Raw genomic sequence first — 23,720 nt, 5'->3', positions numbered from 1 at the left:
ATTTCTGTGAACAACACCCCCGCCGTCGACGACCTGCGCAACCAGCTCGTCGACCAGATCGTTGCTGAGAGGCCGCTGCCGGCTGCGGTCGAGCGGGCCTTGCGCACCGTCCGCCGTGAACTCCACCTACCGGGGCTCGACCCAGCTGACGCGTACGCGGACAGGGCTGTCTCGATCAAGGAGAACCCCAACGGGCCCCTCCCCCTCTCCTGCGCGTCCGTGCCGACCACCGTCGCGATGATGCTCGCCCAGCTCGACGTGCAGCCCGGTGACCACGTCCTGGAGATCGGCGCTGGCACCGGCTACAACGCCGCGCTCCTCTCCGAACTCGTAGGGCCAGACGGGCAGATCACCACGATCGACATTGACTCCGATGTCGCCCTGCACGCCCGCGACGCACTGAATCGGGCGGGCTACGAGCATGTCAGGGTGATGGAACGCGACGGCCTGAAGGGAGCACCCGAGCACGCCCCTTACGACCGGATCATTGCGACGGTGGGCGTCTGGGACGTACCTGCCACCTGGTGGCAGCAACTCGACGACGGTGGCCGACTCGTACTCCCGCTGCGCTGGCGCGGGCAGACCCGCTCCGTCGCGCTGACGCGCCACGGCAACACACTCGTCTCCGACGACATGGAGCTGTGCGGATTCGTTCCCATCATCGGCCAGGAAGGAGAGCGGACCATCGAGTTGGCCAACGGCACCGTTCGCCTCCACCATGACCGGGACCAGCCCGTTGACCTCGATCTCCTCGGTGAAGTGTTCTCCACGCCGCTCACCGAACTGTGGTCGGACGCCCGCGTTGGCAGCCAGGAGACCTTCGACGGGATCTGGCTACGCGCCACCGCCTCCGACAACACCGTCTGCCGCATCGAAGTCACCGGGCAGGCCATGGAGGACGGCGTACGACGCCCCGCGATTCCCGGCCGCAGCCCCGCCCTCGTCTCCGGCGGCTCCCTCGCGTACCTGATCGCCGAACGCGACAACGCCGATCCCGTGCGGCCCGCACGGCTCGGGGCGGCCAGCTACGGCCCCGACGGGCAGGATCTAGCCCGCAGCATGGTCGCCCACATCTCCGCCTGGAGCACCGACCGTACAGCCGTACCGCACATGACCATCCACCCGGCAGACACGCTCCTCGACGACCTGCCCACAGGGCAGGACATCCTCAAGGAGGACAGTCGCATCGTCCTCGTCTACGAGCAGAAATCTAAATGACCTCGGGACCGCCATAGGCAGAAGACCCCTTGGGCCGTCTGTGGGCCGTCGACCGTGTCAGCCACTTACGGAAGACATGTGTGCCGTTCCGCACCTGGGTTGCGATGGCTTTGTGGCTCAGTCTCCGGCCCGCTCGCTGCCCTCTGAGCGGTGAGGTCACCGCTCAGAGGGCTCCGAAGACCCGGGTGACGTCGGGCGCGCGGCCGACGGTCACCTTCGGCAGGACGCTGCTTCTCAGTCGGTGCAGGTGGTGCCAGGGGCGGGCAGTACGCGGGTCGTCAGGTAGCGATTGGTGGCCTTCTGGACGCACTCGGAGACCAGGAACATGCTGTAGTCGTCGCCTTCGCGGCCGAGTACGACGCTGCCGGGCAGTTGGGCGGCCATGGCAGCGCCCGCGCGGTAGGGGGCGAGGGCCTGGTGGGTGGACTGGAGGATCAGTGCGGGCGGTGCGCCGTGGACCGGGGCGCCCGCCTTGACGGGCTTGGCCGGGGTGGGCCAGCCGAGGCAGCCGGCGATGGCCTTGTAGGAGCGGACGGCGCCGCCGAGGTGCGGGGACACGCGGGCGAGTTCCTTCCGCAACTGGGTGAGCTGGGCGAGGGTGTGCACCGGACGGGCGTTGTCGAGGCAGGCGGGTACCTGTACCTGGACCGGGTCGAGGGTGTCGTCCGGGTTGCGGGTGAAGTCCATCGCGTCGCCACCCTGGGCCTTGACGATGGTCTTCGCCAGCTCCGGCCAGGAGTGACCGGACAGGGTGAGGTAGTCCTGGGTGGCCGCGCGGATGTCCTCACCGGTCAGCGGCTGGTGGGCCCTGCTCCCGGTCGGGATCGGATCGCGGTCGGCCCGAGCGACGAGGGCGTCGTACTCGGCCGCGACGTCCTTGCCGTGCAGGGCGCACTCCTTCGACGCGGCGCACCAGGCGGTGAAGCGGTTGAAGGCCGTCTCGGCGGTGGCCGCCTCCTGGGTGACCCGCGAGAGAGGCGAGCCGGTGTCGTCCAGGGCGGTGTCGAGGACCATGGTGCGCAGTCTGCCGGGGTAGAGCTTGGCGTAGGTGCGTCCGAGAAGCGTGCTGTAGTGGATGCCGTACCAGTTCAGCTGCCGTTCGCCCAGCCCGATCCGGACCGCCTCGAAGTCCCGCGCGGTGCTGGTCTGGTCGACGTGGGCGGTGAGCCGGCCGTTGCGGCGCAGGCAGTCTTCGGCGAAGGCCCGGTTGTGGGACACGAGCGCGTTGAACGCGGCCCGGTCCTGCGGGAAGTGGCTGACTCCGGCGGGCTTGAGCGGTTCGCCGCAGAGGATCGGCGTGCTGTGCCCCACTCCGCGCGGATCCACCGCGACCAGGTCGAAGTTCCGGGTCATGGCACCGGCGAAGTTCGGCAGGCCGATGCGCATCGCCAGTCGCAGCTGCTCGATGGAGGAGCCGCCGGCTCCGTCGTTGAGGAGCAGGGTGCCCCGGCGGTGGGCCCGGTCGTCCGCCGGACGGCGGACCAGGGCGAGGGTGGTGCTGCCGGCGTGGGGGTGGGACCAGTCCACTGGTACCTGGATCGATCCGCACTGCATGTGCTTGAAGTCGGTGTCGGCGCAGGCGCGCCAGTCGATGCCGTTGGCAGGGGTCCGGTGGTCGGCATCCTCGGTCTGCGCGAGCGCCGGTACGGCGATGGTGGCCACGAGCACGGAGAGGGCGGCGATCCAACCGGCGTTTTTCCGGGTTCTTGTCATGTCGACTTCCTTAGTGATGTGCCTCGGCCTGTACGGGTTCGAGGCGTTGTTCGGGGTGCTCCGGGAGGAAGCGGGGCCAGGGGAAACGGCGATGCTTACGGAGCTGTGGGCGGTGCCGGAGCGGTGAGCGTCTCGCGGGCCGGCAGGCTGCGTTGGTGGGATGGCGTTTCGGCGGTGCGGTTGTTCGATGCGCGCCTCGCGAGTCGGCGGCGTCGGAGGCGCACGAGCGGCTTCAGGGGGTCGGCAGGTCCCGTGAGGGCTCCGGGGGAAGTCAGCTGTGCGTAAACACGCCGCCGGTGGAGCTGAGTGCGTCTTCGCTGTGGGTCAGCCCTGGGTGGCCTCCAGGGCGGTGTCGGGGATCCAGGAGCCGTGGAGTCCGGCGCTCACCCGTTGGGGCAGGTGGACGGTGGCGATCCGGTCGAGGCCGGAGGCGTCGAGGACGAGGAGCTGGGAGGCGTCCTGCTTGAGGTCCGAGGTCACGGTGAGGAGGTAGCCGTCGTCCTCGCGGGTGCCTCCGGCGGCGGGGACGAACACCGCTTCGCCGGGCATACGGGCGTCGCCGACCTGGCGGATGCGGCGGGCGCCGGTGGTGCGGTCGTACTTGACGATGCCGTAGCCGCCGAAGCCCTTCTCGTCGGGGAAGGAGATGGCGTACTGGTAGCGGTTCTCAGCGCCCAGGTAGTCCTCGTTGAGGGTGGGGAACTCCACGGTGAGGTCGTCGACGATCTGCTCGTCGACGGTGCCGGCCGCCATGTCGACCACCCAGCGGCGGGTGTAGGAGCGGGCGACGGGCTCGGTGCCGCGCCCGGGGGCGCCGACCCACCAATTCCAGGACAGCTGGAAGCCCTCTCGGTCCACGGTGGGGCCTTCCAGGACGATCCGGCCCTGGCCGTCCTCGAAGGCGTTGGCGACGTGCAACAGGTTGCCGGGCTCGATGGAGAACCAGCGGACCTGCGGGGCGCCGTCGGTGCCGCGGGCCATGATGCCGATGCGGGCGGGCTGGGCGTCGCTCCAGCCGTAGGGGATGCCGGAGTGCTCGGCCGGGTCGAAGGTGACATTGCCCTCGATGAAGACCACATGACGGCGGGTCAGGGCGAAGTCGTGCTTGAGGGAGGCGGTCGCTCCCGGGATCTCGGCGCTGTGGACGATCCCGCCCTTGGCGTCGGCGACGTAGTACGTCAGGAACGGCGGGAAGGGTGAGGAGCCGAAGAAGTGCAACTCCCCGGTGAGCGGGTCCTCCTTGGGGTGCGCGGTCATCGCGCTGCGCAGCGTGCCGTCGAAATCGTACGCGCCGACGGTCTCCAGGTCCGGGGTGAGTTCGAAGGGGACGTTCGCCTCGCACAGGGCGAGCAGCCGTCCGGCGTGCTCGATGACGTGGGTACCGGCGGTGCTGGCGGTCAGGTCGGGGCCGTGCTCGGTCATGTAGGGGGCGCCGTCGAGGGCAGGGGTGTGCACCCAGCGGTTGCGGTACCACTCGGCGCGGCCCTCACGGAGGCGGATGCCGTGGACCATGCCGCTGCCCTTGAACCAGTGGGTCGGGGTGACACCGGGCTTGGGGTTGTGTCCGTTGCGGATCAGCCGGCCGTCCAGCTCCGGGGGCAGCGTGCCCTCCACGGTGAGTCCGGTGGCGGTGACCTCGTCGGCGACGGGGGTGTAGTGGCCGGTCAGATAGGGCTTCGCAGCAGTCATGGCAGGAATCTCTTTCAGTGGATGTGATGCTTTTTGTCAGGCAGCTTGTTCGGCACGGGCCTTGAGGTGGGAAAGCCAGTTCTCCAGGGAGTCGTGGAGGGCCTTGCCGAGGTGGTCGGCGGCGGCTTCGACCGGGGCGCCGCTCCAGGACTCCTCGGTGCGGACGGTGACGTGGTCGCCGTCCTGCTCGAACGTCCACACGTGGATGCCGGTGATGCCGTCGGCTGGGCCGCCCCACACGATCCGCTTGTCGGGGACCAGTTCGCGCACGGTGGAGGTGATCTCCAGGCCATGGGTTCGCCAGCTGAAGGAGTTGCCGGACATCAGGGGCCCGTTGAGCTCGGCCTGGTCGATGTCCGTGTTCCAGGTGGGCCAGGCCGCGATGTCGGTGTGCAGCTCCCACACCGTCGCGAGCGGGGCGTTGATCTCGGTGCTCAGACGGACGATGACGGGGGCGGTCTCGTCGATGGTGACCACGGCTACGGGTTCCTCTCTCTGGATGACATGTTTCGGTGGCGCGGCTGATCCATCGGTTCAGCCGGATTCAGGAGGTTCAGGCGGGTTGCGGTTCGGAAGCCGGGCCGGTGGAGGTGGTTGCGGTCCGCGGGCCGGCACAGCGGGTGAGGAGCAGCGCGAGGAGGGCTGTTGCGGCCAGGACCGCGGCGGCGACCGTGAAGACGGTGCGGTAGCCGGCGGTGAGGGCTTCCAGATGGGGCTGGTGGGTGGACGCGTGGGCGGTGACGGAGCCGGCCAGGGTGGCCAGGGCGGCGAGGCCGATGGCGCCGCCGACCTGGCGGGTGGTGTTCACCAGGCCGCCTGCCAGGCCCGCGTCCTGTCGTGGGACGCCGTCCACGGCGAGCGCGGTGAGCTGGACGAAGGCGATGCTGAGGCCCAGGCCGATCAGGATGCTCGGGCCGAGGATGTTGGCGAGATAGCTGCCGTGAGCGCTGATCCCTGACAGCCACATCAGGCCCGCGGCCTCGGTGAGCAGGGCCGCGGTCACGGTCGCGGAGGCCCCGATGCGCCGGGAGATGCGCGGCGCCAGGGCGGCGCCGAGCATATTGGCGCCGGCGAGCGGGAGTTGTCCCGCTCCGGTGGCCAAGGGGCTGGATCCGAGGACCTGCTGCTGGTAGAGCGGCAGGAAGAAGAACAGAGCGATCCACACCGAGCCCAGCAGCGCCATCAGCAGGTTGCCCGCAGCGACCTGGCCGGTGGTGAACAGACGCGGCGGTATCAGTGCGTTCGGCCGGCGGCGCTCGATCACGGCGAAGGCCGCGAGCAGCGTGGCGGCGGTCCCGAGGGCGCCCAGCACCCGGCCGTCGGTCCAGCCGGCGCCGCGTGCGGTGGTCAGGCCCCAGACCAGGCAGGTCAGGGCGAGGGTGACGGTGGCCGTGCCCAGCAGGTCGAACCGCCCGGCCGTCCGTCCGGCCGCCCGTGGCACGAGCGCAGCCACGGCGGCCAGGACCAGCGCCGCCCCGAGCGCGACCGAGTGGAAGATCCAGGGCCAGCCCCACGCCTGGGTGAGCACACCGCCCAGCAGGACGCCGCCCGCTCCTCCCGCGCCGGAGACAGCCCCCCACACCCCCAGTGCCTTGCCACGCCCCGGGCCGGATGGGAACTGGTCCATCGTCAGGGCGAGCGCGGCCGGAGCGATGGCGGCGGCGGCAAGGCCCTGAACGGCGCGGGCGGCGATCAGCACGCCCGAAGCGGTGGCCAGTCCCGCCGACAGCGAAGCCGCGGCGAACAGCGCGAGCCCGGCGATCAGCACCCGCCGGCGGCCGAGGAGGTCGGCCGCCCTCCCGCCCGCCAGGAGCAGTGCCCCGAACGCCAGGCCGTAGGCGTTGACCACCCAGGTGGTTCCGCCGTCCGACAGGCCGACTCCGGCGCGGATCTGCGGAAGCGCCACATTGACGATCGAGGTGGCGAGCATGACGGTGAACTGCGCCGCGGCGAGTGCCGCGAGCACGGCTCCCGGCCGGGGGGCTCGGCGTGCTGCCTGGTTCGTCTGCGTGCGTGCAACGTTCATGGCGCACAGGCTCGTGTCGGACGGTGTCCACTTTCCAGGCCCGACAGGGGCGGGGACTGTCCATTGCTGTCCGCAGCCGTCCACCCGCATTTGCCGAAGCGTGCGGCTTCGGTTGCTGTCAGGGGCCGTGCAGCTCCTGCTGCCACAGGGCTTCGCAGAGCAGGTCCAGGCCCTGGCGCAGGTGGCGACGGTAGGTGCCGTACGGAAGGCCCAGGCGGCGGGCTGCGGCCTCCTGGGTGGGTGCACCGGAGAAGTAGCCTGCCGTCAGGGCCTCGCAGGCGCGCACTCCGCGCGGGTCATGGGCGAGGTCGTCGACGGCCTGGCGCAGCAGGGTGCGCAACTCCCCGGCAGGATCACCGAAATCAGCCGCGAGACGGGCGCGCATCAGGGCACAGGCGGCGAAGGCTCCCGCATCGCGCCAGTGCGCCAGCGCCTCACGCACGGCCCGGTCGAACGCGGTACGCGAGATGGGCGACGGTCCTGGTGGAGCCGGCACTTCGGCGGCCGATATGAAGTGGAGAAGCCAGGTCTCCACGGGTACCTGACGCCAGTCGACGCTGAACAGCCCGTAGGTGTGCTCACCGACTCGCGGGCGCGCCCCTGTGTCGCTGAGGGTGCCCTTGACGCGCTCGGCCCAAGTCTCGGCGTCCCGGTAGACGGCGAAGCCATAGGCGCGACCGCGGGCGCGGGCGGCCTCCGCCTGGGCCCGGGAACTACTCAAGTCGATGACGCGCGAGGGGACCTGGTACCGCTCGGGGTAGATCGAGAAGCGGCTTACGCCGATGTGTTCGCCGGGGCTCACCGGCGCGGTGGCATCGGTGAACTCCCACGCTGCCGCGACGACAGGATCGGTGGCCAGGTCCTGGGGGTCGGGAGGGGCCGGCAGAGCCAGCCGGGTAGTGAACGCCACGATCCGGCCCGTGCTCACGAGACGGTAGACGCTGAAGGCCTGCGGCTGGCGCTGTGCCCAGTAGCGGACCAGTTCCGCGGAGGCCGCTCCCTCGGTCTCCTCGGCCATGCGGAGTACGACATCGATGTCATCCGGGTGCAGAGGACGGTCGTGCACCTCGTCCTCGCGGGACCAGGTGCGTAGTCGGGCCAGGGTCTTCCCCTCCCGGAAGAGGTAGAAGAGCTCGTCGGTGACGGTCCACACCCGCTCCTCGGGTGCCTCGCGCAGTATGCGCAGGTACTCGTCCGCCAGACGCTGGCGCATCGTCTCGAACGCGTTGGGAGCACGCCAGCGCAGGTCGGCGGCCAGCGTCTCGCGTGCGGCGTCGTGCGGGTGGAGCCCCCGATGCGTGGACTCCATGAAGGGCAGGTCCCTCAGCCAGGAGAAGAGCAGATGGGCATCCTCCCCGGGCAGCACCGCGTCGAGCAGTTCCTCGGACGTCGAGTGGGCCTGTGCCGCCACCTCCAGGGCGCGGCGGTGGGCCGCCGTGGGCACCTCACCGATCAACCCCGCCAACAGGGTGCGCAGGACGTCCGCCGAGGGAGCCCAGATCTCCTCCCTGCTGCAACCCGACGATCCTGCTGCGGCCGCGAGAGACAGAGCCAACGGGTTGCCTCCGGCGAAGCGAAGCACCCGGTCCCGTAGTTCGTGCCGGATCTGCGCCGCGACCAGCAGGCTGCGGGCCTGTTCCTCGGAGAACGGCTCCAATTCGGTCACGTGCAGGAGCCCGGACCAGGCGGGATCGGCGGTCCATTGCGGCTGCGGAGCGCGCCGACCGGCCAGGACGACCAGGGTGTCGTCCGCCGCGCGAGGCAGGAAGTGGTGCCACAGCCAGCTCTCCAGCCACTGGCAGTGCTCGAAGGAGTCCACGAACAGGACCGTGCCCGGAACGTCCAAGAAAGGACCGGCGGCCCGCTCGAAATCGGCCGGGTCCCGGTTCACGAACCGGCCGTCGAGTTCGACGAGCAGCCGGCCCGCCGCACGAGCGTAATCCGCCAGGCGCCGCAGTAGCGTCGACTTCCCGATGCCGCCCGGCCCGAACACGTAGAACACGAACGGCGCCTGCGGATCGCCGGCCAAAGCCTCCCCGAAGCGCCCGAGTTCCTCGTCCCGGCCTATGAAGGCCCGTACTCGCGCACGGCTCAGTCTCTCTCCCACGGACGCCATGGCGGCTCCCCTCCCCTTTTGCTCCAGCACTCGACGGCCATGCCCGGAGAACACCCATCGGGCCTCTCGGCGCCAGCCACCGGCACGAGGCAGGTGTGGCGGTGCTCCGGCCCCCTTGTGCACCACCCGGCTCCGACCGATCGAGGCTGTGGTGCCACGCATTCGTGTGAAGTGGTGTCGCATCCGGCACTTCGGAGGCCGATTCCGCCTCCAGGACCGCCGCTCCGTTAGAGATCATAACAACCGCTAGAGATCCTAACAACCGTCAGTCACGGCTGGTGCGGTCTGCGTGGACGGAAGTGAAGTCCAGCGACAGGGAGACGGGTCCGCGGGTGTACAGGCCCGTCTCCCGGTAGCGGAAGTCGGGACTGTAGCGGACCTGGTCGAGCACGGGCAGGAGCATCGCGGCGACGGTCTCGATCTCGGCGCGTGCGAAGGCCGCGCCGACGCACTGGTGGAGTCCGGTACCGAAGGCCAGGTGCTGGGCAGCCGCAGTGAAGGAGCGGGCGGTGCCCAGGTCCGGGCGGTGGATGTCGAAGGTGTCCGGGGCGGTGAAGGCATCGGGGTCGCGGTTGGCCGCGCCGATCATGCAGAAGACGGTGGCACCTGCCGGGACGGTGGTGCCGGCGAACACGGCGTTCTCCTCCGCCTGGCGGGGAATGAGCTGGACCGGTGGGGTGAAGCGCAGGGTCTCGGCGATCGCGGCGGTCAGCAGGTTCGGGTCCTGGCGGACCTGCGCCATCTGCTCGGGGTGGTCGATCAGGTGCTTGAAGAGCAGGGCGAGGGTCTTGTCCGCGGGCTCGGTGGCGGCAGCCAACACGTTGACGATCAGCGCGGTGACATCGCGATTGCTCATGGCGACGCCGTCGAACTCGGCGGTGCACAGCGCCGATATCAGGTCCTCGCCGGGGTGGCGGCGCCGCTGTTCGATGACGGGTACGAGATAGGCCTCCAGCTGCTCCGCGCAGTCCATGCAATGCCGGCGGCGCTCGGGGGTGAGAGTCATGCTGGTGATGAACTCGGCGACCCCGCTGTGCCAGGCGGCCACCTGCCGCCAGTCCTCTCTGTCCAAACCGAGGACATCGAGGGTCACGTGGACGGCGAAGGGCTTGCCGAAATCGTTGACGAGGTCCATCCGGCCTCGGGAAAGGAAGGGGGCCATGAGTTCGGCGGCGTTGGAGTGGATGGCGCGTATCTGGTTCTGGAGGGCCTGGCCGGTGAAGCCCCGGACGACGATCTTTCGCTTGGCGGTGTGCTCGGCCCCGGTCATCTGGGCGAGGACCGGACCGCGCATCACCGGCTCGGCGCGCACCTGCAGCGTCTGGGTAGTGAACGCCTCGTGGTCCGTCAGTACCCGCTTGACGTCCTGGTAGCGGGAGAGGAAATAGCTGTCGATCGCCGGCTCGTAGTGCACCGGAGTCTGCTCCCTCAGCTGTGCGAAGTAGCGGTAGGGGGCTGCGGCGAAGTCCTCGGACAGGATGCTGAAACAGGGATTGACCACGGGCATGGTGAAGACCTCTCAAAGTGCGCAGTGCCCGGAAGGAACAAGTACCGGGGAGGCGGGACGTGGACCGTCAGCGGCCGCATCGAAGCTGGGGAGAAGGAAGTTCGGGCGGCACGTAGGAGTCGAGTGCCACGGCGTGCAACGCGCGGGTCGGGATGCGGGACCTGCCGTGTGATGCGCTCCCACCTCCACGTAGTGCGTCCGCGAGAGTGTAAGCAAGCAAGCAGGCCCACTCGGGGTACAGGATGAGCGAACGGCGGCACTGGTTCCGGTCGCGGGGGAGGGCTTCCCGCAAGCCTCCGCCGCCGGCGCGACCGCGCGGGTCGTCTTCGAGGCGCCCGGCGGCCCGAAACGTGACCCCCGCGGCCAACAAGTCCGAGATCGGCGCTCCGACAGCCGGGTTGAAGAAGGCGCCGTAGGTGGCGAGTGTCTCCGAGCAGTTCACCAGTGGCCCGGTGAGCAAGGACGGAACGATCGCCTACGCCCAGGACACACCGTCGCCCGTGGGGGACGGGGCCGTCCGGCGGGGGTGGACGACCGGGCCGTCCTCCCACCTGGAGGTACGGAAATCCCCCTGCGGCCAAAGGGGTTGGCATCACTGGTCTTCGACGGCGGTGCCCTTCCCGTCGGGCGGGTGGCCGTCGGGAAGGGCCGTTCGAACCGCGTCCTCGTCGTCGGCGTCGCTGACGGGGCGGGACGGGACGGGACGGAGGAGCATCCCGCGCGCTTGTCGTCGACATGCCCTGTGATCCAGATCACGAGCCGCAGGTGCATCGTGGGCCGCGCGCCAGTGTCTTTTACAGGGTGTAGGCGACCGGCGAGAACAGGGACAGTGCGGATGGAGCAGAGTCGAGCCCGTGCGTTCGACGAGTTCGTGGCTGCCCGCTGGTCGGCGCTGGTCCACCTGGCCCGTCTGCTCGTCGGAGGCGATCGGCATCGGGCCGAGGACTTGTTGCAGGAGTCCTTGGTCAAGCTCTGGTTCGTCTGGCCCAAGGTCGCGGATGACGCACCGGAGCCGTACGTCCGCAAGGTGATGGTGCGCGCGGCGGCACGCTCGGGACAGCGGCGCTGGTGGGGTGAACGCCCCGTCGAACAGCTGCCCGAGGCGGCGGCGGTCGGCGATGTGTCCGCGGACGTGGTGGAGCGTTCTCGACTGGAGGCCGCGCTGGCCCAGTTGTCGCCGAAGCAGAGGGTGGCGGTGGTGCTGCGCTACTACCAGGACCTGCCCGAGGGGCAGGTGGCGGAGGCGCTCGGGTGCCCGGTGGGCACGGCTCGGTCCCATGCCGCACGCGGAGTGGCGCGGCTGAGGCTGCTCCTCGGCGATGTGAACGAGCCGGTGCAGTGAAGGAGAACCCCATGGATCACTTCGAGCAGCAGCTGGCACAGATGATGCGCGACACCGAGACGCCCGCACCGTTCGAGCCGAGGCACCAGGAACGTCTCCGGACAAGGGTGCGTGTCCGCGGCCGCAGACGGGCCGCACAGCGGGCCGCCGGCTCGGCCCTGGCCGTCGTCGGCCTCAGCGTCGGGCTGTTCCTGCTGCCCGGCCATGCGACCCGGCTCGAGCCCAGCCACCCCGGTCCACATCCCGCGACGAGCCCTTCGCCCTCCGCCCCGTCGGCGACACCCGACGCGTCCCCGAGCATGCCCTCCTCCTCGGACACCTCCACTTCCCCCGCGCCCCCGGACGGGACCGCCGCCATCACGCCGCCGGCCACGGACGGGAGTACGGCCACGGCCGACAGTTCGGCTACGGCCACTGAGACCCCGCCGGGGAGCACGGAGGGCGCGTCGCCGCCCCCGACCTCGACCCCGCCTTCGGGTACGGCGACGGCGCGGAACTAGCCGTCGACCACCTCGCCCTCGCTCGGCACCCCGTAACGCCCTAGCCCACCCTCGCCCCGAGTGTCTTCGGCCTGCCCCACGCCAGGTCACAAAAAGGACAAAACATGAGAAACCAAGAGTCACTTGTGCTGAAGGACCTGAGCCGACTACCGCACCGCGCACCGGTGGCGCCGCACCACCGGGAGCCCGTCCTGGACGTGGTCGTCCCCGTGTTCAATGAGGAGAGAGACTTGGAGCCGAGCGTGCGGCGGCTCCACACACACCTGCGCGAGACCTTCCCCTATCCGTTCCGTATCACCATCGCCGACAACGCCAGCACGGACAGCACCCCGCAGATCGCCGCTCGGCTGGCAGACGAAATACCCGAAGCACAGTGGCTTCGGCTGACCGAGAAGGGTCGCGGCCGGGCGCTGCGTACCGCCTGGTCGCTCTCGTCGGCCCCCGTACTCGCGTACATGGACGTGGACCTGTCCACGGAACTGACGGCGTTGCTGCCGCTCGTGGCCCCGCTGCTCTCCGGCCACTCCGATATCGCCATCGGCACCCGCCTGGCCCCCGGTTCCCGGGTGGTGCGCGGCCCCAAGCGAGAGATCACCTCTCGTTGCTACAACGCCCTCCTGCGCTCCGTCCTCGCCGTGGGCTTCTCCGACGCGCAGTGCGGATTCAAGGCGGTGCGGCGTGATGTGGCCGAGCGACTACTGCCCCTCGTGCAGGACTCGGAGTGGTTCTTCGACACCGAACTTCTGGTGCTCGCCGAGCGTGCCGGGCTGCGCATCCATGAGGTGCCGGTCGACTGGGTGGACGATCCCGACACCCGGGTCGACATCCTCGCCACGGCACTGGCCGACCTGCGCGGCATCGCCAGGATCGGCGGGGCACTGGCGCGGGGCACGCTGCCGCCGGGCGGGTCGCTCCGCGACGGTGGCGCCGACGCACCGGGCAGGCTCGCCACCCAACTCGTGTGCTTCGCCGCCGTAGGCGCCGTCAGCACCCTCGCATACCTGCTCCTCTACGCGGCGCTGCGCCCGATGGCCGGATCCCAGGCCGCCAACGCATTCGCGCTGCTGGTCTGCGCCGTCGCCAACACGACCGTGAACAGGCGGCTCACCTTCGGCCTCCGTGGCCGCGGCGGTGTGCTGCGCCATCAGGGCAGGGGCCTGGTCGTCCTCCTGATCGGCCTGGCGCTCACCGGCGGATCGCTCGCCGCCCTGCACCACGCGGTGCCCTCGGCCGGGCAGGCCACCGAACTCGCCGTACTCCTCGCCGCCAACCTGGCCGCGACGCTGCTGCGGTTCCTGTTCTTCCGAGCGTGGGTGTTCCGCGCATGATCAGGACCACCGCTCGTACGACCGCGACCGGAACCCTGAGCTGGAACGCAAGGCTGTCGCAGCAGCCCGCCACCACAGACCCCGACCTCCGGCGCCGGCTGCGCCGCACAGCCGAGCACTACGGCCCCGTACTGGCCGTCTACGGCACGCTCAAGTTCATCGGCTTCGCGGCCTTCATGTGGCTGCTGCACTCCGCCGGGGACTACCGCACGAAGAACCCGCGCTTCGGCGGCGGCGCCCACCCATGGGACGTCCTGGCCAGCTGGGACGGCTGGTGGTACCAGCAGATCGCCGCGCACGGGTACGACCCTCAGCTGGTCCCGATCCCCGGCGCCACCGGCCCGGTCACTCTCGAAGGGAACTCGGCGGCGTTCTTCCCGCTCTACCCGGCGCTGATGCGGCTGGTCTCCGAGCTCACCGGCCTCGGCCTGTACGGCGCCGGCCTGCTGGTCTCCGTCCTCGCCTCCGTGGCCGCCGCCCTGGGCATCTACGCCATCGCCGAACGTCTCGGCGGCAGACGGGCCGGGCTGGCCGCGGCCGGACTCTGGGCCGTCTGGCCCGGTTCCGGCGTGGAGTGGGCGGTCTATTCCGACTCCCTCTACGTGGCCCTGGCCGTCTGGGCCTGCCATGCCGTCCTGAGCCGCCGCTGGCTCACCGCCGGTCTCCTCACCTGCGCGGCAGGGCTCAACCGACCCACCGCCGTGGCGCTGATCGCCGCCGTCGCCGTCGCGGCCCTGCTCGCGCTCCACCGTCGCCGGGACGGCATCCTGCGTCCGGTGGCCGCGATGGCCGTCGCCCCGCTCGGCCTCCTCGCCCATCTCGGCTGGGTGGGTCACCAAATGGGCGACTACGGCGGCTACTTCAGGCTTCAGTCCGGTGCCTGGGCCCACGAGTGGGACTACGGCCGGCACACCCTCGACGTCCTCACATCCGTCCCGGTGGGCCACTTCGACTATCTCTCCGCCTGGCCCTTCGCGGACCTGATCGGCGTCGGTGTCGTCCTGCTCGCGCTCGCACTGCTCCCGCTGCTGATCCGGCTACGTCCCCCGGCCGTCCTGATGGTCCACACCGTCCTCACCCTCGTCCTCGTCCTGGGCAGCCAGCAGATATTCGGCAACGTCTCCCGCTATCTGCTCCCCCTCTTCCCGCTCTTTCTCCCGCTCGCCCTCGCCCTGCGCCGCCTCGGCCCGACCCACCAGCTCGTGCTCCTCGGCATCGCGGCCCTGGCTTCCGGCTCGTACGCGGGCTACGGCCTTTTCGAACTCGGCGTCCCGTAACCGACGGACCCAGGAATGGATGCCCGATGACCACGACCCTGCCCACCGCCGAGCAGTCGGCCTCGAGTCCGGCACACCGTGCTCCCACACGCGATCCAGGTCCCGTACGGAACCCCACCGGCGCCCCCGAGCAGCGGCGACTGCTCGACCGACTGACCCCGACGGACCTCCGGGTGCTCCGGCTCTACCTGTTCACGCGCCTCGGGCTGTGGCTCGTCGCCTACTGCGCCGCCTGGCTGTCCCCAGCCGGATCCGACGCCAGGACACCCGCCCCATGGCTGTCCCGCTGGGAGCAATGGGACTGGGTGCACTATCAACACATAGCCCAGTACGGCTACTTCGACCCCTTCCCTGGAATCGACCCCGCGTCCGACAACCGGGCGGCCTTCTTCCCCGGTTTCCCCCTCCTGCTGCGCACCGTGCACACCCTCATCACCGACTGGGCCGTGGCCGGCCTGCTGATCTCCCTGGTGAGCGGTGCGGTGGCCGTCGTAGCCCTGGCAAGGATCGCCGGACTGGGCCGACCGGACAGCGCTCGGGCCGGCCGACGGGCCACGGGCTTTCTGTTGCTGTCGCCCGCCGCGGTGTTCCTGGCAGCCGGATACACGGAATCCCTCTTCCTCGCGTTCGCGCTGCCGGCCTGGCTCGCGGCGAAGAACCGCAACTGGCCGGTCGCGGGCGTTCTCGCCGCCTTGGCCACCACCACCCGGATCAGCGGCCTGTTCCTGGCCGCCGCGATCACGGTCGAATGCCTCCTGGCCCGAGCCGACCGCCGAGGGCGCCGCCGTTGGCGCTCCCTGCCCTGGTGTGCTTTGCCCGCCGTACCCGCCACGGCCTACACCGTCTACCTGCACGCGAACACCGGCGACTGGACAGCCTGGAAGCACGCGCAGGAACGCGGCTGGCACCGCGACTTCCACACCCCCGCCGAAGCGTTCCGGAACACCTGGCGGAACGCCTTCGACCACCTCCAGACCACCGGCTACGCCTGGGAGTTCCAGCTCGAACTGGCCGCGATGGCGGTCGGTGTCCTGCTGCTCTTCTTCCTTCTGCTCCGCCGCCGCTGGCCGGAGGCCGTGTACATCGGGCTCAGCCTCTGGGCCCTGGGGACGTCGTACTGGTACCTGTCCATCCCCCGCGCAACCCTGCTCTGGTGGCCGCTGTGGACCGGCCTGGCCCACTGGAGCCTGCGGCGCACGTGGGTGAAGGAGGCGTACGTCGGCGTAGTGGCTCCGCTGACGGTGGTGCTCGCGGTGACGTTCACCTCGGGCCACTGGACCGGCTGACACGAACCGAACCGGCGCTCTCGGCCAGGTCAGCCGATGCGGATCGCCCCCGGCCGGAAACCCGGCGCATCAGTTCCGGGACATCTGACCGGCTCGTCACCGTCCCCGTCCGTCACTGAGAGTACGCGCGCGGTTCGCGAGCCTGCCCTGTTCAGGGGAGGATAAGGGGGCTGGGGGTGCATAACGCCCCAATCCGACCGGGACGCCGAGTGATGGACAAGCCAACGAGAGCAGCCGGATCCGCAGGAGTGACATCGAGCGCCGCAGTGTTCGGCGCGCCGTGCTGGGTCAGTCTGATGACACGTGACCTGCAGGGCGCGCAGGATTTCTACGGCACGGTCATGGGGTGGGAATTCCGGAAGGGCGTACTGGGCGACGAGTTCAGTACCGCTTTCCTCGATGGTGCGCCGGTCGCCGGAATCGGGGCGCTGGCGTCCATGTTGCAGGTCGCCGTCGCCTGGACCCCGTACTTCGCCGTCATCGATACGGATGAGACTGCCGCGCGTATCCGGGAGCGCAGCGGTACCGTCGCGGTCGGCCCGCTCACCTTCTCCATGGGGCGGGGGGCGCTGGCTGCCGACCGCGACGGCGCCGTCTTCGGCATCTGGGAGGGACTGCTCGTCTCCGACTGGCTGACCGGGCGCAAGAAGGCGCCCGTCTGGCTGCGTCTGCGGACCCGCAACGCCTTCGAAGCGGCGATCTTCTACGGCGAAGTCCTCGAGTGGGCATCCGATCGCCCCGGCTCCTGCCAGGTCGACTACGAGGAGGACGAAGTCGTGCTGCGCAGCAAGGGGCATGTGCTCGCGCGCCTCAGCTCCGGCGCGACGGGGGCGGCACCGGACCCCACGCTCCGGCCCCACTGGCACTGCCACTTCCCGGTCGGCGACGTGGAGGCCACCGTGGAGGCAGCCCGCCGCAATGGAGGCCTCGTCCTGGGACAGAGCTCGATGCCGCAGGGCGAGGAGGCCACGCTGCGCGATCCGGACGGCGCTCTGTTCACCGTCACCAGCAGCGCAGTCCCCGAATGAGTCTCAGGGCTGCCCGGGAGTGACCTCTCCCTGGAAGCGTGCCAGGTCCGAGGGGCGGACCTGGATGGCCAGGAGGGCGATCACCGCGGCGATCACCGTGAACATGGCGGCCACGACGAAGGCAACGGAGATTCCGGAGGTCAGTACCTCGTCACCCCACGGCGGTGGGAGCTGTCCGGTGCGCCGGAAACTCAGCCGTTCCACCGGGGTGGCCTGGGCCATGAAGAGCGGTATCTGGTCCTTGGCCTCGTTGCGGCTGGCCGTACCGAAGACCGTCACCAGAATGGACAGGCCGAGCGAACCGCCCACCTGCTGGGTCGCGTTGAGCATGCCGGAGGCCGCGCCCGTCTCATGTCTGGGCACACCGGAGACGGCCATCAGGGTCAGCGAGACGAAGTTCATCCCCATGCCGAGGCCGAAGATGAGCACCGGTCCCAGGATGCTGCCCAGATAGGTCGAATGGATATCGGTGAGGGTCAGCCAGGACAGTCCCACCGCGGCCAGGATGGCACCGGTCACCATGAACGGTTTCGGTCCGTACTTCGGCAGAAGTTGTGAGGCGATGCCCGCGCCCACCGCGATGACCGCGCTCACCGGCAGAAAGGCGAGGCCGGCCTGGAGCGGGCTGAAGTCCAGCACGTCCTGCACAAAGAGCGTGAGGAAGAAGAACATGCCGAAGATCGCGGCGGCGAGGCTCAGCATGATTCCGTAGGTGCCTGCCCTATTGCGGTCGGCGAACATGTGCAGTGGCGTGATCGGCTGCTTCGAGCGGCGCTCGGTGAGGATGAAGGTCGTGAGGAGCACCACCGCCGCGGCGAACGACGCGAGCGTGAGCCGGTCGCGCCAGCCTTCCTGCGCGGCCCGGATGAAGCCGTAGACCAGCGCGACCATGCCGAGCGTCGAGGTCAGCGCACCGGCCAGGTCGAAGTGGCCCGGATGGCGCTCGGACTCCTTGATGTGGCGAGGCGTCGCCAGAACGATGAGCAGGGCGATCGGCACATTGACGAAGAACACCCAGCGCCAGTCGAGCCATTCGACGAGGATGCCGCCTGCCAGCAGACCGATCGCGCCGCCGCCCGCGGAGACCGCCGCGAAAGCTCCGAACGCCCGGTTGCGGGCCGGGCCTTCGATGAAGGTGGTGGTGATCAGTGCGAGCGCGGTCGGCGATGCGATGGCGCCGCCGGCGCCCTGCAGAGCGCGAGAGGCAAGGAGCTGGCCCGAGTTCTGGGAGAGGCCGCCGAGCAGAGAGGCGAGCGCGAAGAGCAGGACGCCGAACATGAAAACCCGGCGGCGGCCGAGTATGTCACCGGTGCGGCCGCCGAGGAGGAGCAGGCCGCCGAAGGTGAGCGTATAGGCGCTGACGACCCAGGAAAGGCTCGTGGTCGAGAAGTTCAGCGCGCTCTGGATGTGCGGGAGCGCGATGTTCACGATGGTGACATCGAGTACCACCATCAACTGGCACGAGGCGATGACGAGGAGCGCGATCCCGTTGCCGCCGAGTTTCTTGTCCGACGCGGCGGTCTGCGAGGTGGGAACCGGCTGCGGAGTCGTCATGGCGGATCGTGTCCCTCTTACGAGGGTCAGTAGACGAATCCGTCTACCCATCGACGGTAAACCCGGGGCGGGCGCACCACCAATCGATCAAGACCGTTCCGCGGCAGTCTCCGCGATGAAGGCACGCAGCGCTTCCGTCAGGCGCTCCGGCTGGTCCTCGGCGATCAGCGTGCAGCTGTCCTCGATCTCCAGCAGCCGCCCCTGCGGCAGCAGTTCGGCCAGCCGCCGGCCGTGTTCCCGCGGCATCATCCGGTCCTCCGTTGCCCACACCACCAGCGCGGGCCGGTCGAACTTCCGTAGTCCTTCGGCCGCTTCGAGGAGTTCGGTCTTGCGTACACCCGCGTTGTAGCGGCGGAAGTCGTTCCTGATGGCCTTGTCGGTGAGCAGCGGCCGCAGCCAGCCGTCGGCGATCTCGTGCGGTACGGGACGCCTGGTGAGCGCGCCGAGGCCGATGGGCAGTCGGCGCAGCGGCTTCAGCGCCAGGATCCGGGCCATCAGCGCGACGCCGCCGGGCACTTTGCAGACGAGCGAGATCATCTTGCCGGGTGCGCCCGGCGGGTAGTTGTCGAAGGCCTCGCAGGAGATGAGCACGAGCCGGGCGAGCCGCTCGGGATGGCGTCCCGCGACGGTCTGCGCGCGTCCGCAGTCGCTCTCGACGAGGGTCACCTCGCGCAGGTCCAGGCGGTCCAGGAACTCCGCGATCAGCTCATTGACGGAGTCGGGTCCGAGCGGGATGTCCGTGCGCATGGGGGTGCGGTGCGAGCCGTAGGGCAGGGTCGGGGTGATACAGCGGTGGTCCCGCCCCAGTCCGGCGACGACCTTGCGCCAGACCGTCGCGTCGTGGACCAGACCGTGCAGCAGAACAACGACGGGGCCGGGACCTCCCGTGTCCTCGTACGCGATCGTCCCTGCGCTGAGTTCGATCTCCGGCATGACGGCTCCCCTCGGGTCATAACGATGTTATGCACGGAGGCTCCGGGCCGCCAGAGCCCGGTCAGGGGAGCACCGCCATACCGTCGAGCTCGACCAGGGCCTCGTCGTCCCAGAGCCGGACAATGCCGATCACCGCCATCGCGGGGTAGTCACGGCCCGCCAACCGCCGCCAGATACGGCCCAGTTCAACCGCATGAACGCGGTAGTCGGCGACATCGGTGGCATAGACCGTGACCCGGGCGAGGTCCTGCGGGGCACCGCCGGAGGCCGCGAGGGCGGTGAGCAGATTCGCCAGTGCCGTCTCGAACTGCTCGGGCAGCGTCTCGCCGACGATCTTCCCATCGGTGTCCAGCGCGGTCTGCCCGGCCAGGAACACAAGGCGTGAGCCGGTGGCGGTGACAGCGTGCGAGAAGCCGGTGGGCGGCGAGAGCTCGGCCGGATTGTGGCGGTGCAGGCTCATGCGTGCGGCTCCTTCGCGTGCGACTCCTTCGCGTACGGCCCCTTCGCGTACGGCCCCTTGGAGTACAGCTCCTTGGCGATGATCGTGCGCTGGACCTCGGTGGCGCCCTCGTAGATCCGGGGGGCGCGGACCTCTCGGTAGAGGTGTTCCAGGAGGTGGCCGCGCTGGAGCGCGCGGGCGCCGTGCAGTTGGACGGCGGCGTCCACGACATACTGCGCGGTCTCCGTCGCCAGCAGTTTCGCCATCGCGGACCGCTTCGGCACGTCGGCGGCCCCTTCGTCATATGCGGCGGCCGCGGCGTACACCAGAAGCCGCGCGGCCTCGGTCCGTGTCGCCATCTCGGCGACCTGGTGGGCGACGGACTGGAGCTCCTTGAGCGGACCGCCGAAGGCGGTGCGGCGGGCGGTGTGCTCGAGGGCCGCATCCAGGGCGGCCTGGGCCATGCCGACTGCGAAAGCGCCGACGCTGGGCCGGAAGAGGTTCAGGGTGTTCATGGCGACACGGAAGCCGCGGTCGGTCTCGCCGAGGACGTCGTCGCCGGTCACCGGCACATCGTTGAAAGCAAGTGCGCCGATGGGGTGCGGCGAGAGCATCTCCAGCGCGGTCCCGGTCAGTCCCGGCCGGTTCGCCGGGACGAGGAACGCGGTGACTCCACGTGCGCCGGCGCCCTCCGTCGTACGGGCGAAGACGGTGTAGAAGTCGGCCTCGGGGGCGTTGGAGATCCAGCGCTTCTCGCCGCTCAGCCGCCAGCCTCCTTGATCCGGCACGGCTTTGAGGGCGAGTGCCGCCGCGTCCGAGCCGGCGTCCGGCTCGCTCAGCGCGAAGGCGGCAACGGCACGCCCCGCGATCACCTCGGGCAGCCAGCGCTCCTGCTGGGCGGCCGTACCCGCCTGGACCAGCGGGTAGCTGCCCAGACCCTGGAGGGCGAGGGCGGTCTCGGCCTCCGTGCAGCCGTACGCCAGCGATTCGCGCAGCAGGCAGAGCTCGAGCGCACCGGCCCCGAACAGTCGTTGCAGCAAGCCGAGTTCGCCGAGAGCAGCGACCAAGGGGCGGTTGACGCGGCCCGGCTCCGCCTTCTCCGCGAGCGGTCGCAGCCGCTCGCCGGCCAGGGCGCGCAGCTGCGCACACCAGGCGGTCTGTGCCGGATCGAGTGAAAATACGGGCATCCGTGCCCCCACTTCGTGCGGCCGGGGGTCCGGGGTGCCCCCTGGGAAAGCAGGGTATCGCGGACCGTTGACTGTCGTCACCTTCACGATACGCTCGATTCGCGACCCCACCACGAGAAGGGGCGAACCATGGAGCTGACACCCTCGGCCCACCTCGACACCTTTCCGCGCGACCACCTCCCGCCCACCGGGCAGTGGCCGGAAATCCTCCTCGACCTGCCCGAACTGAACTATCCGCAGCGGCTCAACTGCGGGGCCGAGCTGCTGGACCGTACGATCGAGCGATTCGGCGCCGAGCGGCCCGTCTTCCGTACCGGCGGCGGCGAGGTCTGGACCTACGGGGAGCTGCGCGACCAGGTCGACCGGATCGCGCATGTCCTCACCTCCGGTCTTGGGGTGGTCCCCGGAAATCGCGTCCTGCTGCGCGGGCCGACGAGCCCCTGGCTCGCCGCCTGCTGGCTGGCCGTGATGAAGGCGGGCGCGGTGGCGGTCACCGTTCTGGCCCAGCAGCGGGCCAGGGAACTGGCCACGGTCTGCGAGATCGCCGCCGTCAGCCACGCCCTGTGCGACATCCGGTCGGTCGACGATCTGGCGAAGGCGGAGGTGCCGGGGCTGCGCATCACGGCGTACGGCGGTGACTCCCCCGACGATCTGCTGGGGCTGGCCGCCGGCGCGGCGCCGGAGCCGTACCAAGCGGTGGCGACCGCGGCCGACGATGTCGCGCTGATCGCGTTCACCTCGGGCACGACCGGCCGCCCCAAGGGATGCATGCACTTCCACCGGGATGTGCTGGCCGTAGCGGACACCTTCTCCGCGCGGGTACTGCGGCCCGAGCCCGACGATGTCTTCGCGGGCAGCCCGCCTCTGGGCTTCACTTTCGGGCTCGGCGGCTTGGTGATTTTCCCGATGCGGGCGGGGGCGTCGGCGCTGCTGCTCGAACAGGCGGGCCCCAGGCAGCTGTTGTCCGCGATCGCCGCGCACCGGGTGTCGGTCCTGTTCACCGCGCCGACCGCATACCGCGTGATGCTGGACGAGCTCGAAGCGCACGACACCGGTTCGCTGCGGCGCTGTGTGTCCGCCGGTGAGAATCTGCCTGCCGCCACCTGGCGTGCCTGGCAGGAGCGGACCGGGCTGCGCATCATCAACGGCATCGGCGCGACCGAGCTGCTGCACATCTTCATCTCGGCGGCGGACGAGTCGATCAGACCGGGGACCACCGGGATCCCGGTTCCGGGGTGGCACGCGCGCGTGGTGGACACCGCCGGCCTGCCTGTCCCCGACGGCGAGCCGGGGCTGCTGGCCGTACGCGGCCCGGTGGGCTGCCGCTATCTGGCCGACCCTCGCCAGGGGGAGTATGTACATGACGGCTGGAACGTCACAGGCGACACGTATGTGCGTGAGCCGGATGGCTATTTCCGCTATGTCGCACGCGCCGACGACATGATCATTTCGGCCGGCTACAACATCGCGGGACCGGAGGTGGAGGACGCGCTGCTGCACCACCCGGATGTGGCGGAGGCCGCGGTGATCGGCCGTACCCATCCGCTGCGGGGTCAGATCGTGGTGGCGTACGTCGTGCTGCGCGACGGGGTCCCGGCCGGCGACGACACCGCCGCCGCGCTGACCGACTCCGTGAAACGGCGGCTGACACCGTACAAATGTCCGCGCGAGATCGTCTTTCTCGACGCGCTTCCGCGCACCCCGACCGGCAAGCTGCAGCGCTACCGGCTGCGGGCCATAGAGTGATCACGTGGCCGAGCAGCACACCCCCCGCTCCCTGATCGTCACCCTGTACGGCGCGTACGGACGCGAACGGTCGGGGCCTCTCCCCGTGGCCGAACTCATCCGTCTGCTGGCAGTCCTCGACGTCGACGCCCCGTCGGTACGTTCCTCGGTCTCCCGGCTCAAACGCCGCGGCCTGCTGATCCCCGAGCGCACCGCGGACGGGGCCGCCGGTTACGCGCTCTCGGCGGATGCGCGCCAGCTGCTCGACGACGGGGACCGGCGTATCTACACCCGGCACTCCCCCTCACTGTCCGACGGCTGGGTGCTCGCCGTCTTCTCGGTGCCGGAGGCCGAGCGCCACAAGCGCCATCTGCTGCGTTCCCGGCTGGCACGGCTCGGCTTCGGGTCGGCGGCGCCCGGTGTCTGGATCGCGCCGTCGCGGCTGTACGAGGAGACCCGGCACACGCTGCGGCGGCTCCAGCTCGACCCGTATGTCGAGCTGTTCCGCGGCGAGCACCTCGGCTTCGCGCCCACGGCGGAGGCGGTGGCGCGCTGGTGGGATCTGGCGGCGATCGCCAAGCAGCACGAGGAGTTCCTGGATCTGCACGGGCCGGTGCTGCGGTCGTGGGAGGCGCGCGACGAGGTGCCTGCCCAGGACGCGTACCGGGACTATCTGTCGGCGCTGGACTCCTGGCGGCGGCTTCCGTACGTGGATCCGGGCCTGCCGGTCGAGCTGCTGCCGCAGGGCTGGCCGGGCGGACGGTCGGCGGAGGTCTTCGCCCGGCTGCACGCGCTGCTGCGGGACGCGGGCGCGGCGTTCGTGCAACCGTGACCCCGTGCGGTGTGCTGCTA

General features: G+C 70.1%; 20 protein-coding genes. 10 read left to right on the top strand and 10 right to left on the bottom strand.

From position 1 onward, the window contains the following. Nucleotides 1-6: 6 nt before the first annotated feature. The gene (fxlM, locus tag OG735_RS32150; RefSeq protein ID WP_327326635.1) at nucleotides 7-1,218 is read left to right on the top strand and encodes a methyltransferase, FxLD system; all 1,212 of its coding nucleotides are present in this window, start codon (nucleotides 7-9) and stop codon (nucleotides 1,216-1,218) included. A 234-nt stretch (nucleotides 1,219-1,452) separates the two neighbouring features. On the opposite strand, the gene OG735_RS32145 is transcribed toward fxlM, so the two are convergent. Next, nucleotides 1,453-2,931, bottom strand: coding sequence for an alpha/beta fold hydrolase (locus tag OG735_RS32145; RefSeq protein ID WP_327326634.1), 1,479 nt, complete (start codon nucleotides 2,929-2,931; stop codon nucleotides 1,453-1,455). Between OG735_RS32145 and OG735_RS32140 the strand changes: the two genes are divergently transcribed. Further along, on the top strand, nucleotides 2,930-3,058 hold the full coding sequence (locus tag OG735_RS32140) for a hypothetical protein (protein WP_327326633.1): 129 nt from the start codon (nucleotides 2,930-2,932) through the stop codon (nucleotides 3,056-3,058). The two genes, OG735_RS32145 and OG735_RS32140, sit on opposite strands and share 2 nt — an antisense overlap. Before the next feature lie 197 nt (nucleotides 3,059-3,255). Here OG735_RS32140 and OG735_RS32135 read toward each other — a convergent pair whose 3' ends face one another. The 5 genes from OG735_RS32135 to OG735_RS32115 form a co-directional block, all read right to left on the bottom strand. Beyond that, nucleotides 3,256-4,620 (bottom strand): carotenoid oxygenase family protein, encoded by a 1,365-nt coding sequence (locus OG735_RS32135; RefSeq protein WP_327326632.1) that lies wholly within the window; start codon nucleotides 4,618-4,620, stop codon nucleotides 3,256-3,258. A gap of 36 nt (nucleotides 4,621-4,656) precedes the next feature. Next, nucleotides 4,657-5,097: an SRPBCC family protein gene (locus OG735_RS32130; protein ID WP_327326631.1), complete on the bottom strand. Its 441-nt coding sequence runs from the start codon at nucleotides 5,095-5,097 to the stop codon at nucleotides 4,657-4,659. Nucleotides 5,098-5,173: 76 nt separating this feature from the next. Then, nucleotides 5,174-6,646, bottom strand: coding sequence for an MFS transporter (locus OG735_RS32125; protein ID WP_327326630.1), 1,473 nt, complete (start codon nucleotides 6,644-6,646; stop codon nucleotides 5,174-5,176). Nucleotides 6,647-6,764: 118 nt separating this feature from the next. Continuing rightward, nucleotides 6,765-8,762: an ATP-binding protein gene (locus tag OG735_RS32120; RefSeq protein ID WP_327326629.1), complete on the bottom strand. Its 1,998-nt coding sequence runs from the start codon at nucleotides 8,760-8,762 to the stop codon at nucleotides 6,765-6,767. A gap of 265 nt (nucleotides 8,763-9,027) precedes the next feature. Next, nucleotides 9,028-10,269, bottom strand: coding sequence for a cytochrome P450, cyclodipeptide synthase-associated (locus tag OG735_RS32115; RefSeq protein WP_327326628.1), 1,242 nt, complete (start codon nucleotides 10,267-10,269; stop codon nucleotides 9,028-9,030). A gap of 835 nt (nucleotides 10,270-11,104) precedes the next feature. Here OG735_RS32115 and OG735_RS32110 point away from each other — a divergent pair. The 6 genes from OG735_RS32110 (at nucleotide 11,105) to OG735_RS32085 (ending at nucleotide 17,030) form a co-directional block, all read left to right on the top strand. Continuing rightward, nucleotides 11,105-11,611 (top strand): SigE family RNA polymerase sigma factor, encoded by a 507-nt coding sequence (locus OG735_RS32110; protein WP_327326627.1) that lies wholly within the window; start codon nucleotides 11,105-11,107, stop codon nucleotides 11,609-11,611. An 11-nt stretch (nucleotides 11,612-11,622) separates the two neighbouring features. After that, nucleotides 11,623-12,111 (top strand): hypothetical protein, encoded by a 489-nt coding sequence (locus OG735_RS32105; protein ID WP_327326625.1) that lies wholly within the window; start codon nucleotides 11,623-11,625, stop codon nucleotides 12,109-12,111. 104 nt (nucleotides 12,112-12,215) lie between these two features. Then, on the top strand, nucleotides 12,216-13,439 hold the full coding sequence (locus tag OG735_RS32100) for a glycosyltransferase (RefSeq protein ID WP_327326624.1): 1,224 nt from the start codon (nucleotides 12,216-12,218) through the stop codon (nucleotides 13,437-13,439). Then, nucleotides 13,436-14,716, top strand: coding sequence for a glycosyltransferase family 39 protein (locus OG735_RS32095; RefSeq protein ID WP_327326623.1), 1,281 nt, complete (start codon nucleotides 13,436-13,438; stop codon nucleotides 14,714-14,716). Before OG735_RS32100 ends, OG735_RS32095 begins: the two co-directional genes overlap by 4 nt. 26 nt (nucleotides 14,717-14,742) lie before the next feature. Then, entirely contained in the window at nucleotides 14,743-16,002 is a 1,260-nt protein-coding gene (locus tag OG735_RS32090) for a mannosyltransferase family protein (RefSeq protein WP_327326622.1), read from the top strand. A 212-nt stretch (nucleotides 16,003-16,214) separates the two neighbouring features. After that, the gene (locus OG735_RS32085) at nucleotides 16,215-17,030 is read left to right on the top strand and encodes a VOC family protein (protein WP_327326621.1); all 816 of its coding nucleotides are present in this window, start codon (nucleotides 16,215-16,217) and stop codon (nucleotides 17,028-17,030) included. Between the two features lie 3 nt (nucleotides 17,031-17,033). On the opposite strand, the gene OG735_RS32080 is transcribed toward OG735_RS32085, so the two are convergent. From OG735_RS32080 to OG735_RS32065, 4 genes are all read right to left on the bottom strand, one after another. Further along, entirely contained in the window at nucleotides 17,034-18,584 is a 1,551-nt protein-coding gene (locus OG735_RS32080; protein WP_327326620.1) for an MFS transporter, read from the bottom strand. 87 nt (nucleotides 18,585-18,671) lie between these two features. After that, on the bottom strand, nucleotides 18,672-19,517 hold the full coding sequence (locus OG735_RS32075) for an alpha/beta fold hydrolase (protein ID WP_327326619.1): 846 nt from the start codon (nucleotides 19,515-19,517) through the stop codon (nucleotides 18,672-18,674). A 61-nt stretch (nucleotides 19,518-19,578) separates the two neighbouring features. Then, nucleotides 19,579-19,977: a RidA family protein gene (locus tag OG735_RS32070; protein ID WP_327326618.1), complete on the bottom strand. Its 399-nt coding sequence runs from the start codon at nucleotides 19,975-19,977 to the stop codon at nucleotides 19,579-19,581. Continuing rightward, complete coding sequence (locus tag OG735_RS32065) at nucleotides 19,974-21,143, bottom strand: acyl-CoA dehydrogenase family protein (protein ID WP_327326617.1); 1,170 nt, start codon at nucleotides 21,141-21,143, stop codon at nucleotides 19,974-19,976. Before OG735_RS32065 ends, OG735_RS32070 begins: the two co-directional genes overlap by 4 nt. Before the next feature lie 129 nt (nucleotides 21,144-21,272). On the opposite strand from OG735_RS32065, the gene OG735_RS32060 reads away from it, so the two are divergent. Continuing rightward, on the top strand, nucleotides 21,273-22,889 hold the full coding sequence (locus OG735_RS32060) for an AMP-binding protein (protein ID WP_327326616.1): 1,617 nt from the start codon (nucleotides 21,273-21,275) through the stop codon (nucleotides 22,887-22,889). Nucleotides 22,890-22,893: 4 nt separating this feature from the next. Then, nucleotides 22,894-23,700, top strand: a complete 807-nt coding sequence (locus OG735_RS32055) for a PaaX family transcriptional regulator (RefSeq protein WP_327326615.1) — start codon at nucleotides 22,894-22,896, stop codon at nucleotides 23,698-23,700. Nucleotides 23,701-23,720 lie beyond the last annotated feature (20 nt).

Origin of the sequence: Streptomyces sp. NBC_01210, assembly GCF_036010325.1 — a bacterium.
GTDB lineage: Bacteria > Actinomycetota > Actinomycetes > Streptomycetales > Streptomycetaceae > Streptomyces.
This window is presented reverse-complemented; position numbering and strand designations above follow the sequence as displayed.